The sequence below is a fragment of the Parabacteroides sp. AF18-52 genome (genome assembly GCF_003479145.1).
GTDB lineage: Bacteria > Bacteroidota > Bacteroidia > Bacteroidales > Tannerellaceae > Parabacteroides > Parabacteroides faecis.
Genome location: NZ_QUGR01000006.1, coordinates 151,789 through 169,333, shown reverse-complemented (window position 1 = coordinate 169,333; position 17,545 = coordinate 151,789). Strand labels below are relative to the sequence as shown.

The following is a 17,545-nucleotide window of genomic DNA, read 5'->3' as shown; positions in this document are numbered from 1 at the left end:
TACCGCTTAGCACTAGCATTCCATACTGTTCTTCACCAGCATCTTACACTGCTCAGCACTGGTATCCTGCTATCGGCTTCCCCCTTCCATATTTTTCAACAGGCAGAGATAAGCATCTTCCAGGTTCGGTTCCACCTGCACCGCTCCTTCATAAGGAGAATCGACAGAGAGATAACGGACCTGTATCGTATCACCATCCTGTATATGATGGACCACCATCGCTTTATCCAGTACCTGCTCGAAAGAATCCCGGTCGATATGGAACTGCCAGACTTTACCGACTGCCATATCCACCATATCCGTCGGATCACCGAAATATTTCAGTTCACCTTTATTGATAACAACCACCTGGCTGCAGGAGCTGGATATGTCTTCAATGATATGGGTCGAGAAGATCACAATGCGATCCTTACTCAATTCTACCAGCAAATTACGGAAACGGATACGTTCACGCGGATCGAGCCCGGCAGTAGGTTCATCCACCACCAGGATACGGGGCAGATGGAGCAGGATCAGAGCAATCCCGATACGTTGCTTCATACCGCCGGAGAAAGAACCGATCTTATCATCTTTCCGTTCATACATATGGACGGCTTTCAATACATATTCCAGACGTTCATTCCGCTGCTCGTTATCGGTCAATCCTTTCAGGATAGCCTGGTAATCGAGGAATTCCCAGGACGACATATTCTCGTACGTACCGAATTCCTGCGGCAGGAAACCGATCAGGCTCTGCAATTCCTCCCGGTAGACACGGGTATCCAGTCCGTTGATCCATATACTGCCGTAACTCTGCTCCAAAATACCGCAGACAATACGCATCAGCGTGGATTTACCGGCCCCGTTAGGTCCTAACAAACCGAACATACCCGTACGGATCTCGAAAGAGACACCCCGCAACGCCTTGAACGGCTTTCGTTGTTTTCCTATCAACGGAATACTTTTCACCATACGGAACCAGGAACGGCGCAAACCGGCAAGCCGTCCTTTTATACGTTCGATATTGATCTCCCGCTCATACAGATACTGGGAAGAGATATAAACTGCAATACAGAACGCCCACAAAAGTCCGACAACGGAAATCAGTCCCGTATTATCCATCTTCCGGAACAGGATAAACAGAATGACGGGAGGGATACTCCAGAAGATCGCACGGTTTATATATTTCACCCACTTATTATCTCCGAAACGGAAGAACAAATATTGCCGCACCTTCCGCCACAGGTAAAGCAGGGTTGCATAGATGGCAAATGATAACAGGAAGATCCATAACTTACTATGAATGAAGAACCAGGTAAAATAGATACCGAAGAGCAGGAGGCCGAATTGCCATATCACATTCACAAAATCTTTCAGGGAACGATATTCATTACTCAATCCCAGATGCCGGCGAATAAGCAATCCGCTGTTCCATTGGCGGCTGATACGTCCGGGCCAGTCATAGATCTTCACCAGATTACGGACAGAGATATGTATCTCTTCTCCCGGATCGATCACTTTCGATTTAGCCCGCCGCAAGCTGGTCTGTGCAAAATAAGTCACACCCGGAATGCCGAAGATCAGAATGACCAGGTAAATGGATTGCCACAACATGCCGTTGCCATACAGCCAGATACAGGTTACACCCAACACGAATAAAACCAAATGGAGTACCCATACCTTACGGGATAAACTGCGATACCACTCCAATGTATTTTCCAGCCCCATACAAACAGTAGGGATCAGGATCAATGTCAACAAAGCGGAAAAAGTCAAACCACCGATGACCGTAATGGCGAACGGGGCACCGATCGCACCGGCATATTCCGAATCTCCCATCGCCAGCGGAAACATAGCTACGATCGTCGTGATCGAAGTAATCAGGATCGGACGGATACGCGACAGGCCTGCCGTCATCAACGCCCTGTTCCGCCTGTAACCTTGCTTACGGAGAATATTGGAATAATCGATCAGGATGATACCGTTATTTACCACCACTCCCAGCAAAATAAGGAATCCTGTCAATGTATTCGCATTCAACAGACTGTTATTGGTCAGCAACAGAGCCAGCAAGGAGCCTATGGCAGCCAACGGGATAGAGAAAAGCAATACAAAAGGTGTCACGAGCGATTCGAAGACAGAAGCCAGTATCATAAAGATCAGGATAAAAGCAGCCAATATCAGGAACTTGAAATCGGCAAACTCATCCTCCTCATGGAAGACCTCTACGGCAACCCCCGCAGGCAGGTTATAATTGGCAACCAGCTGATCGATATCCGAACGGTATCCTTCCAGCAGATCTTTCGACGATTCCACATCTTTGGAGAAGTTATAGAAAACCTCGATCTGCTTGTCCTGATTGACACGCATGATACGGGAGCGTCCCCGTCCGTAATTGATAGATGCCAGATCCTGCAGGTTATGCAGACCTCCGTTGGCATTCTGTATCTGTACACGGCGCAGGTCGTCGACCGTCTTTTCCTTCTGGGTATTTTCGGCATTTTCTTCCTCTTCTTCCTCCAGTTCCTGCTCCTCTTCGGGGACATCGTTACGGATAATAATATCATAGGTATCCTCTCCTATCTTGAAGGAAGTACCGGAAGAATATTCGGGATTGAGCGCAGCCAACCCGGATGAAATATTAGCACGGGTAATTTCATAGGAAGTCAGCAGGATCGGATCGAAATCCAGATGTATTTCCGGCTGGCGCTGGTTATAGGAGACACGCGAATGGCGGATAAACTCCTGTTCATCCAGATAATAGCGGAGATCTTCCGCCACCAATTGCATTACATCGAAATCGGCTCCCTTTATCACGATCCGCTCCCGGTTATCCCCGATCCCCAGCAGACGCATAAAGTTCCCCAAACCGGCCATAGCCGATCCGCCACCGCCTCCGCCGCCCGTAGCTTCGTCTACAGAGATCTCGGCTCCCTGTATATTAGACAAAAGACCCTGGACAGACGCTTTATATTCAGCCATTTTACTGCCTGCCTTCTCCACGAAATCGTCGGTAAAGGTAAGGGTAAGAACTGCATTCTTCTCATTGATACGGCTGATCAGTTCTTTCCTCCCGGGAAAGCTATCAAGCCGCTCTTCAACCACCCGTACCAGTTTATCCGCATTATCCAACGTACTGCCTGTCTGCATGGTTACATAGACATTGATACGGTCGGTATTCACTTCCTTCATCCCCTGCACATTCAGTGTGATGGAAAGAATGAGGGTGACAAACAAAAGAATGATCGCACCGAAAATCGTCACACCCGGATTACGCATACAGGTTTTCAGGGCAACCAGATAAATCTGAACAGCCCGCTGGGTGATGGATACTTTTTCGTAAAAGACTGTTTTGCTATTTGTAGTTGCCTGCCGACGAAGCAGCACATATGTTGCCATCGGAATGAAAAGCAGAGCAACAAACAGAGATATCGTCAGGGTAGAGATGATCGATACACCGATATGATGTCCGATCAGCTTGATCATAAAATTATCAGAAAAGACAAACGGCAGGAAGACAGTGACCGTCGTCAACGTTGCCGCCACAATAGAACGCCATACTTCTTTCGTTCCTTGCGTTACAGAACGTTCGGGCGTACAACCTGCTGCCGACAGGCGATAGATATTCTCCAGCACGACGACACTGTTGTCCAGCAGCATCCCGATCGCAAGCGCCATACCGACCAGCGTCAGGCTGTTGATCGTTATACCGAACGCATAAAAGAAATTGAATGCCGTATAGACCGAAATAGGTATGGAAAGAGCGATAAAGAATACCAGCCGCAGGTTCTTCAGGAACAACCACAGGATCAGTATGGCCAGCAACCCGCCCACCAGGGCCAGATTAATGATCTGGTTGATATTGTTCTCCATCGTTTCCGCCGTATTCTCCTGCACCACAACCTCCACGTCCAGATAAGCCAGCTTCTCGTTCAGCCGGTCGATCGCCTCGAGGGCACGGTGAGACAAGTCGATCAGGTTCGCCTGCGAATCGTTCATCAGGGCGACAGAGACGGCATCTTTCCCGTTCACACGGCTATAGGAAGTCTCCTCTTTCAGGTCGAAGAAGACCGTAGCGACATCTTTCAACAGTACCGGACCGGGAGCGACCACGATATTCTCCAGATCGGATACTTTCGTATAAAGGGCGTTGACATGGATAAAGTACTTGCTGTCCGGCTCATTCGCAAAACCGACAAAGGCTTTATCCTGCGTATTTTGTGTCAGCAGGCCACTGATAGAAGACGGTGTAAGGTTCAGGGCTTTGCAGGCTTCCCGGTTCAGCCGGATCTCGATCGCTTTCTCCCGTCCGCCATAGACATTTACGGATGCCACCCCGTCGACATTCTCCAGATCGGTGCGGATCTCTTTATCCACGATATTCCTCACCCGGTCGACACCTCCCGAACCGCGTACCTGCAGAACCATAAAGTTGTTCGCCAACTGGCTGATATCCACCTTCTGTAACTGCACCGTAAAGCCTTCGGGGAAGGTAGCAGCCAACTCGTTCACCTTCTCTTGCAATTTGAGGGAAGTGATCTTGAAGTTCACCGTATTCTTAAAATCGACCTGTATGGAAGACTGGCGGCTGTCGATGGATGATTCTATCTTATTTACACCGCCGATCGAACTGATCGCTCCTTCCAGCGGGATGATCACCTCCGACTCCACATACGAAGGGTCCATATCCTGCTGCGAGGATACCTGGACAAACAGGGTCGGCAGTTCCGCGTTGGGCAATAACTCTACCGGCAGTTGTTTATACGACACGTAACCGAGCATGGTCAGTGCTATAAACAACATACAGATAGTTATTCTTCTATGTAGTAAAAAGTTCATGCTCTTCTATTCATTAAGCCCGTTTTCACCTTCTCCAAAATATAATATACACACGGAATGACCATCAAACTCATCAATGTAGATGTGACTAACCCGCCGATCACGGCTATTGCCATAGGTGAACGGAGCGAAGCCCCTTCACCGAAACTGAAAGTCATCGGGAGCAATGCCAGGATAGTGGTCAGCGTCGTCATGATGATCGGCCGGATACGTTGCTGGCCTGCTTCGACAATCGCATCAGTCAGGTCGCGATCCGTTTTCAGCTGGTTGATGCGGTCTACCAGGATGATCGAGTTGTTCACGGCAATACCGACCAGCATGACGATACCGATCACACCCATCATATTGATCGTCGTCCCCGTCAGGAAAAACAACAGGATAGCGCCGACTACCGCCAAGGGAATGGTCAGCAGGATTGTGAACGGATGCAAAAGCGATTCGAACTGCGATGCCAGCACCATATAAACCAGGATAACCGACAAGGCAAGGGCAAACAGCAAGCTATTCATCGACTCCTGCCGCTTTTCCTCTTCTCCCGTTACGGTGATTGAATAATTGTTAGGCAATTCGATATCTCTGACCGACTGACGGATCTCCTCCGCCAGCTTATCGAGCGATTTACCCGTATCCATATTAGCCATCACTTTACTGATACGGTTCTGGTTACGCCGGTAGATCTCTTTCGGGGCCTGCGATTCTTCCAGAGTCGCTATCTCGCGCAGACGGAATTCCTGTTCACCATTCTTGATAACCAGGTCGCCCAGGGCACGCAACGGGATATCAGGTACTTTAATGATGATATCGCGCATCTCCCCGCGGTATTCCATCTTTCCGGCCTCTTTCCCGCCCAGCTGCTGTTTCAACTGCTCGATCACGGTCGATACGCTCAGGTTATTGATACCTGCCATCGTCCGGTCGATGGAGATGGTGATCTCCGGGGCACCGTCTTCGATAGACGACATGATATTATAAAGGCCGGAAACGTCCTGCATCCGGTTCTTCACTTCTTCTGTAATAGCGGCTATCTCGTCCAGTTCCTCTCCTTTCACCTCGACTACGATAGGGGCGCCTTCGCTACCCAGCAACGAGCTCAGTGAGTTTTCTTCCTGTTTGATAGTCAACTCCAATCCGTCAGGATTCTCCGCCGTACGTACAAACTGTTCGATAACCGCTTCCGGCGATACCGGGCAGGCGGGAGAAAGGATTATTTTCATCATAGCCGTGTTCTCCCCTTCAAAAATGGCATTTTCCGAGCCGCTCCCTTCACCGATATGGCTGTAAACGGTCGACAGGCTATCTCCCGTAATGGTATAAAGCAGCTGTTCCAGATTGTTGACAGCCGAGGCAGTACGTTCCAACCGCGTCCCTTCCGGCATTTTCACCAGGACAGTAAACGCCTTGCTTTCCGTCCGCGGCATAAACTCCGTCCCAATAAACGGCAGTAGGAAAACCGTTACGACCATCAAGCCGACAGCCGCACCGATAACAATCCAGCGATGACTGATCAAACTTCGTAAAATACGGCTGTAACCTGTCATCTGAAGACCTGTTCCTCCTAATTTCCTCTTAGTGTCCAAAGGTATCCTTTTCCCCTCTTGAGAGGGGGCAGGGGGTGTGTCATTTTCACAGGAAGAATGAGAATGTTTCACCAACCGATCATACAACATCGGAATCACCAATATAGCCACAAACAACGATGATACCAGCGAGAACGTCACCGTCCATGCCTGGTCCTTGAATAACTCGCCCGAAGCCCCATGTAGATAGACGATCGGCAGGAACACCACAATCGTAGTCAGCGTCGAAGCGATCACCGCCCCCGCTACCTCGGAAGTTCCGGTTATGGTCGCTTCTCTCACAGGTACGCCTCTCTCCTGGTTCCGGAAAATGCTTTCGATAACCACAATGGCATTATCCACCAACATCCCGGCTCCCAGAGCCAATCCTCCGAGCGTCATTATATTCAGCGTAAGTCCGTTGAAGAACATCAGATTGAAAGTCGCCACGATCGAGATCGGAATAGCCATGCTGACAATCAATGTAGTCCCGAACCGGCGAAGGAAAACAAACAGGATGATGACAGCCAGGATAATACCCAGGACTGCACTCTCCTTCACCTCTCCGATCGCATTCTTGATAAACGTTCCCTGATTGGTTATCACCTTAAAATGATACCCGGGCAACGCCTGTTCGATAACAGCCAGCTGACGGGATACGCCATCCACCACCTTGACCGTATTATAACGCATTTCCTTATAGATGGAAAGCCCGATACTCCGTTGCCCGTTGATGCGGACGATATTCTCGGGTCGCGCATTCTCAAATTGAACGGTAGCGACTTCCCGAAGGAAAAGCGGAGCCTTGTCTGCCGCCGCATCCGTCCCTGTATTCTGAGAGGCATTCGCTGCCGTCTCCTGCTTCGTTACAGGCTTATAGCCGACGATCAGATTTTCAAAATCAGCCTCCGAGCCGAACAGACTGGAACTTTTTACCAGATACTGCAATCCCAGCTCGCTGACACGGCCGCCGGATATACTTTGGTTGTTCGCCTCGATACGGGAGGCAATATCTTCTATCTTCAATCCGAAAGCATCCAGTTTATACGGGTCGGTCTGTATGATCAGGGTATTTTCCTCCTGGCCGGACAAAGTTACTTCAGCAACGCCTTCCAACCGGATCAATTCGTTCCGGATATAACTCTCTGCTACTTTTCGTAGCTCCGCCATATCTGTTATAGTCTGATGGGACATACCGATCAGGATAACCGGCGACTGGTTAGGATCGTGTTGCGTGATCTTCAGCTCGGTAATATCTTTATTCTGGGAAAACGGATTCATCGCTTTCTGCAAATCAAGAAAAGCCTCATCCATGTCTTTCGTCCAGGTATATTCCACAGTGATACGGGCCGAACCAGCCTTGACTACCGACGAAACCTGTGTCACATCGCTTTGCCGGATCGCCATCGACTCCATATTTTTGACGAACTGCTTCTCTATCTCTTCCGGCGGACGTTCGCCGGCTTTCAGCTCGATGAACAGCCGGGGATTATTCAGGTCGGGCAGCAGGTCCACACTCAACTGATCGTACGATATCTTTCCCAGCAACAGAATTGCCAGTACGACCATACAGATTGTGACCGGATTGCTTACTGCAAATTTGACAATGTTCTTCATAATACTACTCTCCGCCCCTATTTTTGTACCTTCACTTTGCTATTCTCCTTCAATGTCTCGAAGCCTTTGACAACGAGATTGTCATTTTCACGAAGGCCTTCCAGTACTTCTATATTATCTTCATCCTCCAATCCTGTCTTGATATTCCGCAGGATGGCCGTATTCTTGTCTACAATGAATACATATTTACGGCGGCGGTTGGATTGTACGACATCTTTCGGTATGATAATGGCACTATCGGCACGGTCTACCACGATATCCGCCTTAACAAACATACCCGGACGCAATTTCAGGCCACCGTTCTGGATCAGTATCTTCCCTTTAAAGGTACGGGTTTCCGTGCTGATAGCCGGCGACAATTCACTGATCACGGCTTTCAACGTATCTTCCGGCAATGTATAATGCGTGATAAACACCGGCTGATCGGCTTTCACATAACTGATAGCACTCTCCGGCAGATTGATATCCATATACATCCGGGCATAATCCATCAATCCGACCATCGGTTTTCCCTGCTCTACCCTTACATCTGTCGTATAATGAGGCAGATTGACAATCACTCCGTCGAAAGGCGCTTTCACATTCATTTTCTCCAGGTTGAGCTTGGCATTCTCCAGGTCGTAGCGGGCATTCGTTACCTTCACTTCGGTGTTACGCATTTCGCTCAGTGTCACGCCGCCTTTTTCATAAAGAGCCTTTTGTTTCGTTTGTTCCTGCTCGGCTATTTCCAGACTCAGTTCTTTAGCGTCTATAGCAATGCCATTCTCATATTCTTTATCTTCCAAACGGATGATCAACTGTCCTTTTGAAACCAGGTCACCCAACTTGAACGGTTTTCCCGTCTTGGGATTCACCTGCAATTTATACAGACCGCTCATCTCGGAATTGAGATCGACACCATAGGTTGGCTGTGCCGTACCGGTCGTATTGATAAGTTTGCTGATAGAACCTTTTTTCAACTCCTTTACGGATACCGGCGTAGCGATATCGCTGGGAGCATTTTGCGGCTGGTTGTTACAACCGGTTGTTATTACGGCAAGTAATAAAAGAGATACAAGGGTATGATTATATTTTTTCATAACTGATTATTTTTCTGAGATTAAGTCTTTCATCGGAACGATCGGAGTATTCATTTCAAAATCGTACAAAGAGAGTATTTTAAGATTCAACAATTCGATCTTATAGTTAATAAGCGCCTGTGTATAAGAAATCTTCTTATTCGACAACTGTGTCTGGAACTGGCTCATTTCCATACCGGTCAGATCGCCCTCGCGGTAACGGGTCAGGTTCAAGTCGTACGTACGCTGTGCATTCATCACGTTTTGTTCAGCGATCTTGATCTGTGTCCGGAGATTCTCCAGGTTACGCCATACCTGGCGGATATTCAGTTCGATATCGACCTTATCTTCATGGAAATCGAGTTTATTGATATTCTGAGCTACTTTCTGCGCACGGATACGGGCTTTCTTTTCCCCCCAGTCAAAGATCGGTACCGTAAAGCTGATAGCTACCCGCGGATTCTGTGTCGGATTCTCATAAATCTTATCAAAACGTTTATTATCGCCGATCAGACCAAAAGAGACGGATATATCTCCTTTAAATTCATTCAACGCCTTCGTCTTGATCATATCAAAACCGAGTTCGTCGCTCTCTATTTCCCGCTGGCGAAGTTCCAGACGTGATTCCAGACCATGGGAAATTGCCTGTTGCAGATTGACATCGATCGGCTTGACTTCTATCTCGGCAAATACCATCAGGTCTTCATCCAGGTTCATTCCTAACGATTGTTTCAACTTATCCTTCGTATTCTCAAGAGATACCTGTTGTTCTTCCACTGAAGAACGAGCCGTTGCCAGGTTCAGCTCTGCCTGAAATAACTCATCTTTGGCTGCCAGGTCGGCCTCCACCTTGTTCTTGATGATATCATAACTTTGCTGGGCGTTTACCAACTCTTCGCGGGTAATGGCCAGCTGGCTCTGAGCCATATACACATTATAGAACTGATTCGTGATATCTTTTTCCGTATTCAGACGTTGCAGGGCATAACTGATATGGGCATTCTCATAATCATATTCTATCTGTTTCAATTCCATTTTTCGCTTGTTATAAGTGAAGATAGGTTGGGATAATTGCAGATAGAGGTTATTATTGAACGCTTTATTACTATTCTTATCACCATCGATATTGGAGTTGTTATCCTGCCAGCCGAACGTATTGATCAAAGAGATCTCTCCATCCGTCCATAAGATAGGCTGATCGACCCGGAAAGTTCCGCTGGATGTAAATGATTCATTGGTATACCATTGTGACAAACGATTGTCAAAACGGCGGTTCTTCTCATACCCCACCGGATTCAGGTTCAGGGAAAACTTGGATTTGAGGGAAGCCCGCTGTGCAACCAGCGTCTCCTGATACCGCTCCAGGTTCATATGCGAACGGCGCAGGTTCGGACTGTTCTCTTCCGCAATATCCAACGCTTTCTCGATAGTCAGCGACAACTGCCCGTGAGATGCCAGCGGCACTCCCAAGAGGACCAGAACCGTAAGAAGCATCTTTTTCATCCGTAATAACTCTCTTTGCATATAAGTAGACTTTTAATGATTAACGTTTTACCAGTTTGACGGCATCCGCCGTTACACTTCTTAATTTACATTCGTTTGTCAGGACGATAAATGCAGTATCGGCTACAAAATAATAGACACCCAACTGTTCCCATCCCTCATTCGCTTTCCGGAGGTCGATATAAGCGTCCTCCGTCTCTTCTCCCTGTTTTACCTTGAAACGGTACTCTCCCTGGGCACGGTCGTTATACCGCATTTCATTGTTCTTGCTGACATAATAATAAGCATCATACTGTCCTTCGGCAGGTACCGGGATCTTCCAGGTAGCCGTCTGGCTGCCGTTACCGCTTTTTATCACGTAAGCGGAACGGATGTATTTTCCGTAATAATTGGCATTTGTCGTTGCCGTCCATTGCAAAGGCGGCCGCCAGTCGGAGACACCGGAATACTTGAACGAGGTATCCTCTACTTTATCCAACCATTTAGGCAGCATACCCACTACATCCGGTTCAGACAAGACAAACAAAGTCGTATCTTCATTATCGACAATGATCTCCCCTTCAATATCCTGCGAAGAAGTTGAAACGATGAAATCACCCTCCGTATCTATATTCTGTCTTCTCTCCTGTTTGATATTCCCTACAGGTTGATTGATCACACTCGGCAGATTGCCGGATATCAAAGTATTGACAGTGACATCACGCGGTGCCTCTTCCCATACGGACACCAACTCTTTTGTCTGATGGGCCGCTAAAGGAATCTTCCGGCTGGTGCGCGGATCGATGTTGTTCTGGTCACGCCTGCCCACTCCCTGTATATCTATATGAACAATTCCGTCATGATCAGAATTATTGCTGACCTGCATCCTGAGGACAAAGACCTCCTGTCCCCGATTCGTGATCCGCGTTACTTCCGGCCGTCCCAGTGTATAATAAGGCAGAGGCGTCGGATACGACCATTCCGACAGTCCCGAACGGATATCCGTATGGCTGATATTTCCTAATGTATCCAGCAGACTCTCAAACTGGATATTCCGGAATGTATTCTTTTCCAGCAATGCATACACAGAATCCCTGAACGCGTTCACCCCGATACTGATTTCCGGATCGGCAAACAGGCGGTAGACTTTCAGGCTGACGATATTTTCAAGTAAATTGCGGTACTCTACATTAGCCAGAAGTTCCTTAAATCCCTGTTTTTCCATCAACAGGCTTGCTTTTTCATTATTACTGATACCGTTTATATCACGTTCCCAGCCGTAGTTATCCGATTTCTTCTGCAGGTAAAGTTCGATAGCCGCATTAGCAACCGGCCAATCGGGAGAAAAGATGTTATATCGGTAATTATATAACTGGGGAAACAGGAAATAGGGATTTGCCTGTGAAGAAATATTGTAATTACCCCGTCCGGCAGAAGAGAAATTATAGTTCCCTTCCGGTCGCTGGAAAATCCAGAAGAAATTATTCAGCGCACGTATCTTCGCCTCTTCTTCAGTGATCTCACGCCCGCCCCTTTTCGACCATTTTATTTGGTTACGCCAGGCTCTATCTACATCGAGTTGTCCGAAGACACACCCTTTTTCCGGGAAAAGGACCATCTCGGGCTGGACAGCTTCCTGGGCTTGCGACCAGGCACGGGTATAGGTAGAGAATTGTACCGGCACTTCAATCACAGAAAAACGGTTGAACGGATAACTCAACCGATAGGTACGTTCCAGGTTCTCCCGCATATTACGGACGAAACTCGGTATCGTATCAAGGATAGAATCGAATGTAGCCGTATAGTAATCATTCCCTTCGATATGCCATATACTATATAATGTACTGTCCGACTCCAGACTTTGTTGTTTATATTTTCCCACGATCAGAGAAATAGCCTGTACCGGATATTCGGGTGTAAACGAATAAGATCCGTCTTCCTCCTTTACCCCTTCCCCCTGTGAAAGCGGAGTCAATCCCGGAAGTGGCTTCACCTGCAAACCGAATTTACTGAAATAGGTCTGCTGCCAGTCCGGACTCATATTGCTGTAAGATGTTCCCGGACGTGGATACCAGTAGGTTTCCGGAGTGAACAACAGGTAATCGTCCGTTTGAAATACATATTGCTTATCTATATTGAACAGGAAATTCCTGTATTCTTTCTGTAAAACTTCTGCCGGAATATCCAGATAACAGAATTTACTATCGATCTTCCCTCCGTATTTAACGGAGAAAGTGACCGTATCGCCCGGGACGATCTCCTGACCGAAATCAACCAATAGGATCTGATTATCCCTTTTAAAATCAAGGTTGTTCCCTCCCCTCTTTATCTCCTGTACCTGTAACCCCGGATTCAGGCAGAAAGTAAATACCTCAGCCGGTTCCAATGCCAACCCCTTCATCGTTACTTCCGAAACGAATGTTTCCGGTTGCTGCTCCAGCGAAATATCATACTGCTCGATGATCATTTTGGGAGTATGTACATATTTATTATTGACTTCCGTATACAACGTCCTCATCTCCCCTTGTCCCAGAATGGAATGAACATGTTTATACCCTGCCGCACCACTTATCAGCAACATACAGAACGAAAGGAATAACCACGGATAATTGCTGCGTGACGAATTAGGCAACCGCCGGAACAGAAAGATCGTAAAGAATATAAAAGCCAGTCCGGCAAAGAAATAGATAGCCCGGTGATTCAATACCGTTTCCCAATTCGTAAAACCGACGATACCCGACTTCACCAACGGCAGGCTATAGGCCATATAATCGAACAGATAATAGAACTTATCACTGATATAGAACAATGTCAGCCCGATATATCCCAGTAAGATAATAAAGGTAAGCGCCTGGTTCTTCAACACCAGCATCAGGAAAATAGACAGACCGATAATGAAAACCAGTGTCGGGATGCTTATCAGGAAGAAATACAGAAGATACGCTCCCCAATCTACCGCCATTCCCGAAGTGATCAGATTGAAAATCAATGCCATCCCCATCACGATCAGGTTCAGTATCAGGAATACCCGCAGGTTTCCCCATATCTTCCCGATCACATATTCGGCATTACTCAACGGACGGACATAAAAAACCTCCGAGGTATCCAGTTTCTTATCCCTCTTCAAAAATTCCGAAGCAAGAAAGATACAGATCACCGCCTGGCCGGTATTAAGCAGTAACAGATTGACATAAGGCAAATTGGAAGGAAGCGCTTTCAGCATCCACATGCCTCCGCCATCGTCTGCTACGAGCATGCCGAAGTCAAAGAATCCGAGTATCAGTATCGCCAGTACCATAAACACTTTAAAGAACCAACTCCGGATCAATATTTTGCTTTCGTATTTTGCTACCGATTGTATATTGTTGATAAACGACATAAAGTGTCAATTAAGGGGTTGTTAATCATTGGTCCAGAGATTTAACTTATTCTCCATATAATACACATAAGCATGTTCCAGATTGGGAGGATACGATTCTACTTCATATCCTTCGATCTCATCAGCCACTACCTGCACTTCCCATCCGGAGCCGGAAGGAATGGTAGAAATAACAGGATATTTCTTATCCACTTCATGCAGTTCATCACTCGTCACTTTAATACGCCATACTTTTCCTTCCGCCTGTTTCATCATATCCTGGGGGGAACCGTAAAAAGAGACTTCTCCTTTATTCATCAGCGCCATGCAGTTACAGGTGCTGGATATATCTCCTACGATATGAGTAGAAAGGATGATCGTCACATCATTCTCACTCACCTCCGACAGCAGATTACGGAAACGGATACGTTCTTCAGGGTCAAGCCCCGTTGTCGGCTCATCCACAATGATCACTTTCGGATGATGGATCAGTGCCTGGGCAATTCCCAAACGACGTTTCATACCTCCCGACAGTTTGTTCGCATACCGTTCACGTACATCGAAGAGACCCACATTTTCAAGCATGGCATCCACCGCTTGCTTGCGTTGCCTGTTATTAGTCATCCCCGACAAACGGGCAGCATAATCCAGAAACTCATGTGTCTTATATTTAGCGAAGAAACGGAAATCCTGCGGAAGATAACCCAATATACTCCTGATCTCCTTACGTTGTTTCAGTAAATCGTATCCGCAGATATCGACCTGCCCGGAGGTCGGTTCCATCAAAGCGACCAGGATACGCATCAACGTAGATTTTCCGGCACCATTCGGCCCCAGCAAGCCAAACATACCTGTCGGTATCTCCAGATTCACATCTTTTAAGGCGTGGTTTCCATTTGGATACACCTTATTAAGGTTCTTTATCGATATACTCATTTGGTCAACTATTCAGGAGAAAATTAGAATTAAGTTATAATAGGCTGGTAAAGATATATTTTATTCACATGAATACAAACAAAAAACGTCCCTATCCAACATATTTTGGATAGGGACGCCTAAATTCTTGATTTTAATAGAAGATTTTAATAGTTCTGCTTCATTGGTTCGAAGAATGCCTGCGGGTGTTCGCATGCCGGACATTTCATCGGAGCTTTCTTTGCTTCGATCACAAAACCACAGTTACGACACTGCCAGAAGATAGCTTCATCTTTTTCGAATACCTTACCTTCAGTCAGATTTGCCAACAATTTACGATAACGTTTTTCGTGTTCGGCTTCCACCTTTGCGATCATTCTGAAGGCAACGGCAATCTGTTTAAATCCTTCTTCTTCTGCAATATCGGCAAAAGCAGGATATAAATCAGCCCATTCTTCGTTTTCACCATCGGCTGCAGCAGCCAGATTTTCCATTGTCGTACCAATTATACCGGCAGGATAAGAAGCAGTAATTTCCACCATACCGCCTTCCAGGAATTTGAAGAAACGCTTTGCATGTTCTTTTTCCTGTTCAGCTGTTTCCATGAATACACCTGCAATTTGTTCGTAACCTTCTTTTTTAGCTACGCTTGCAAAAAATGTGTAACGACTTCTTGCCTGAGATTCTCCGGCAAATGATTTAAGCAGATTTTGTTCGGTACGTGTACCTTTAATACTTTTTTCCATAATGCTAATTATATATGTAGTATAAAATGAGTTTGTCTAATCGCCCTATTCAAATAACTCCCAAAAGTATGAAAATGTTTAAAACTTTAATTCATTCTTTTACTTAAAATATATCTATCGATTCATAAATAGCATTTATAACAGGAAAGATAGAGTATACCCGTTGGCGGAATTGAATGTTACTTTTCTCTTGAAAGAAAAGTAGTTCTATTATTTCTAATTTTGTAATGTCGACATTGCAAATTATCCTACCTTTTATGCTTTACGATAAATATTGTTGTATCTTTGCATCAAAATTTAACATATTAGGCAGAGAAATGGAGAGCAAATTTGATTTTCAGCCCAAACTATTTTCGGCGCTGAAGAACTATTCCAAAGAAAAATTCATGGCAGACCTGATGGCAGGGATCATTGTGGGTATTGTTGCCCTTCCGCTAGCCATTGCATTCGGTATCGCCTCAGGAGTGAGTCCGGAGAAAGGACTGATCACTGCCATCATAGGCGGTTTTATTGTTTCTTTCCTGGGAGGCAGCAATGTCCAGATCGGCGGTCCGACCGGAGCGTTTATTGTAATCGTATATGGTATCATACAGAATTTCGGTATCGAAGGACTTGCCATTGCGACCGTCATTGCAGGTATCATACTGGTGATTATGGGAGCGTTAAAGCTCGGGACAGTCATAAAATTCATCCCTTACCCGATCGTTGTAGGGTTTACCAGCGGTATTGCACTGACAATCTTTACCACACAGATGAAAGACTTGTTCGGACTGACAATGGAAAAAGTACCGGCCGATTTCATCTCCAAATGGATCGCTTATTTCGAACATATCCATACGATCAACATCTGGTCGTTCGTCATCGGGATCATCAGTGTATTCATTATCGTCTTCTCCCCCCGGCTCTCCAAAAAGATCCCGGGTTCACTGATCGCTATTATCGTAATGACTGTAGTTGTTTATATTATGCGTAACCATTTAGGTATTACCGGTATAGAAACAATTGGCGATCATTTTACCATCAACGCTTCCCTCCCGCAGCCGGAAGCTATTTCTTTCAATATGGAAACAATCAATCTGTTGCTTCCTTCGGCTTTCACGATCGCCATGCTGGGAGCTATAGAATCACTTCTTTCAGCGACCGTCGCCGATGGTGTTACAGGCGATAAACATAATTCAAACACAGAACTGATTGCACAGGGGGCAGCCAATATTGTTGTTCCTATCTTCGGCGGTATTCCCGTAACAGGAGCTATTGCCCGCACCATGACGAATATAAATAACGGCGGCCGTACGCCTGTTGCCGGTATCATCCATGCAATAGTATTATTATTGATCCTGTTATTCCTCGGACCGCTTACCAAACATATCCCAATGGCTTGCCTGGCAGGGGTGTTGATCATCGTATCCTATAATATGAGTGAATGGCGCACATTCCGTTCGCTGATGAAGAATCCGAAAAGCGATGTTTCCGTCCTGTTGGTAACCTTCCTGCTGACTGTTATCTTCGACCTGACAATCGCTATCGAGATCGGTTTGCTGATAGCGATGTTCCTGTTTATGCGCCGTGTGGCAGAAACAACACATATTTCAGTCACCAGAGATGAAATAGATCTCTCCAGTGAAGGCGAAATCCGCCATAATGAAGAAGTATTGACATTGCCGAAAGGAGTGGAAGTGTATGAAATAGACGGACCGTTCTTCTTCGGTATAGCCAACAAATTCGATGGTGTAATGAAAACGGTAGGCGACAAACCGAAGGTACGTATCATCCGCATGCGTAAAGTCCCGTTCATGGATTCCACAGGACTTCATAACCTGGAAAGCCTGTTCCGGTTATCCCAGGCAGAACATATTCATATGATCTTATCCGGTGTAAATGAACACGTGCGGAAGGTGCTGAAAAAATCAGGGTTCGAACAAAAAATAGGTGCTGAAAATATTTGCTCGAATATCAATGAAGCAGTAAAGAAAGCAAAAGAAGCGGTCCAATAAC

Annotated in this window: 8 protein-coding genes; 1 reads left to right on the top strand and 7 read right to left on the bottom strand. The window is 46.4% G+C overall.

Going from position 1 to position 17,545, the window contains the following annotated elements; all coding sequences use genetic code 11:
- Positions 1 to 69 precede the first annotated feature (69 nt).
- The 7 genes from DWX23_RS12260 to rbr form a co-directional block, all read right to left on the bottom strand.
- The gene (locus tag DWX23_RS12260; RefSeq protein ID WP_122374701.1) at positions 70 to 4,818 is read right to left on the bottom strand and encodes an efflux RND transporter permease subunit; all 4,749 of its coding nucleotides are present in this window, start codon (positions 4,816 to 4,818) and stop codon (positions 70 to 72) included.
- On the bottom strand, positions 4,815 to 7,991 hold the full coding sequence (locus tag DWX23_RS12255) for an efflux RND transporter permease subunit (protein WP_122374700.1): 3,177 nt from the start codon (positions 7,989 to 7,991) through the stop codon (positions 4,815 to 4,817). Before DWX23_RS12255 ends, DWX23_RS12260 begins: the two co-directional genes overlap by 4 nt.
- Before the next feature lie 17 nt (positions 7,992 to 8,008).
- Positions 8,009 to 9,070, bottom strand: coding sequence for an efflux RND transporter periplasmic adaptor subunit (locus tag DWX23_RS12250; RefSeq protein WP_122353690.1), 1,062 nt, complete (start codon positions 9,068 to 9,070; stop codon positions 8,009 to 8,011).
- 6 nt (positions 9,071 to 9,076) lie between these two features.
- A complete protein-coding gene (locus DWX23_RS12245; protein ID WP_122353691.1) occupies positions 9,077 to 10,573 on the bottom strand; it encodes a TolC family protein in 1,497 nt (498 codons plus the stop codon).
- A 19-nt stretch (positions 10,574 to 10,592) separates the two neighbouring features.
- Positions 10,593 to 13,910 (bottom strand): xanthan lyase, encoded by a 3,318-nt coding sequence (locus tag DWX23_RS12240; protein WP_122374699.1) that lies wholly within the window; start codon positions 13,908 to 13,910, stop codon positions 10,593 to 10,595.
- A 21-nt stretch (positions 13,911 to 13,931) separates the two neighbouring features.
- On the bottom strand, positions 13,932 to 14,825 hold the full coding sequence (locus DWX23_RS12235) for an ABC transporter ATP-binding protein (RefSeq protein ID WP_122353693.1): 894 nt from the start codon (positions 14,823 to 14,825) through the stop codon (positions 13,932 to 13,934).
- Positions 14,826 to 14,971: 146 nt separating this feature from the next.
- Entirely contained in the window at positions 14,972 to 15,550 is a 579-nt protein-coding gene (gene rbr, locus DWX23_RS12230) for a rubrerythrin (protein ID WP_122374698.1), read from the bottom strand.
- 317 nt (positions 15,551 to 15,867) lie between these two features.
- Here rbr and DWX23_RS12225 point away from each other — a divergent pair, with 317 nt between their 5' ends.
- Complete coding sequence (locus DWX23_RS12225; RefSeq protein ID WP_122374773.1) at positions 15,868 to 17,544, top strand: SulP family inorganic anion transporter; 1,677 nt, start codon at positions 15,868 to 15,870, stop codon at positions 17,542 to 17,544.
- Position 17,545: the final 1 nt, after the last annotated feature.

Coding starts and splice junctions, on each gene's coding strand:
- DWX23_RS12260 (WP_122374701.1), bottom strand. CDS start 4,818: ATGAACTTTTTACTACATAGAAGAATAACTATCTGTATGTTGTTTATA.
- DWX23_RS12255 (WP_122374700.1), bottom strand. CDS start 7,991: ATGAAGAACATTGTCAAATTTGCAGTAAGCAATCCGGTCACAATCTGT.
- DWX23_RS12250 (WP_122353690.1), bottom strand. CDS start 9,070: ATGAAAAAATATAATCATACCCTTGTATCTCTTTTATTACTTGCCGTA.
- DWX23_RS12245 (WP_122353691.1), bottom strand. CDS start 10,573: ATGCAAAGAGAGTTATTACGGATGAAAAAGATGCTTCTTACGGTTCTG.
- DWX23_RS12240 (WP_122374699.1), bottom strand. CDS start 13,910: ATGTCGTTTATCAACAATATACAATCGGTAGCAAAATACGAAAGCAAA.
- DWX23_RS12235 (WP_122353693.1), bottom strand. CDS start 14,825: ATGAGTATATCGATAAAGAACCTTAATAAGGTGTATCCAAATGGAAAC.
- rbr (WP_122374698.1), bottom strand. CDS start 15,550: ATGGAAAAAAGTATTAAAGGTACACGTACCGAACAAAATCTGCTTAAA.
- DWX23_RS12225 (WP_122374773.1), top strand. CDS start 15,868: ATGGAGAGCAAATTTGATTTTCAGCCCAAACTATTTTCGGCGCTGAAG.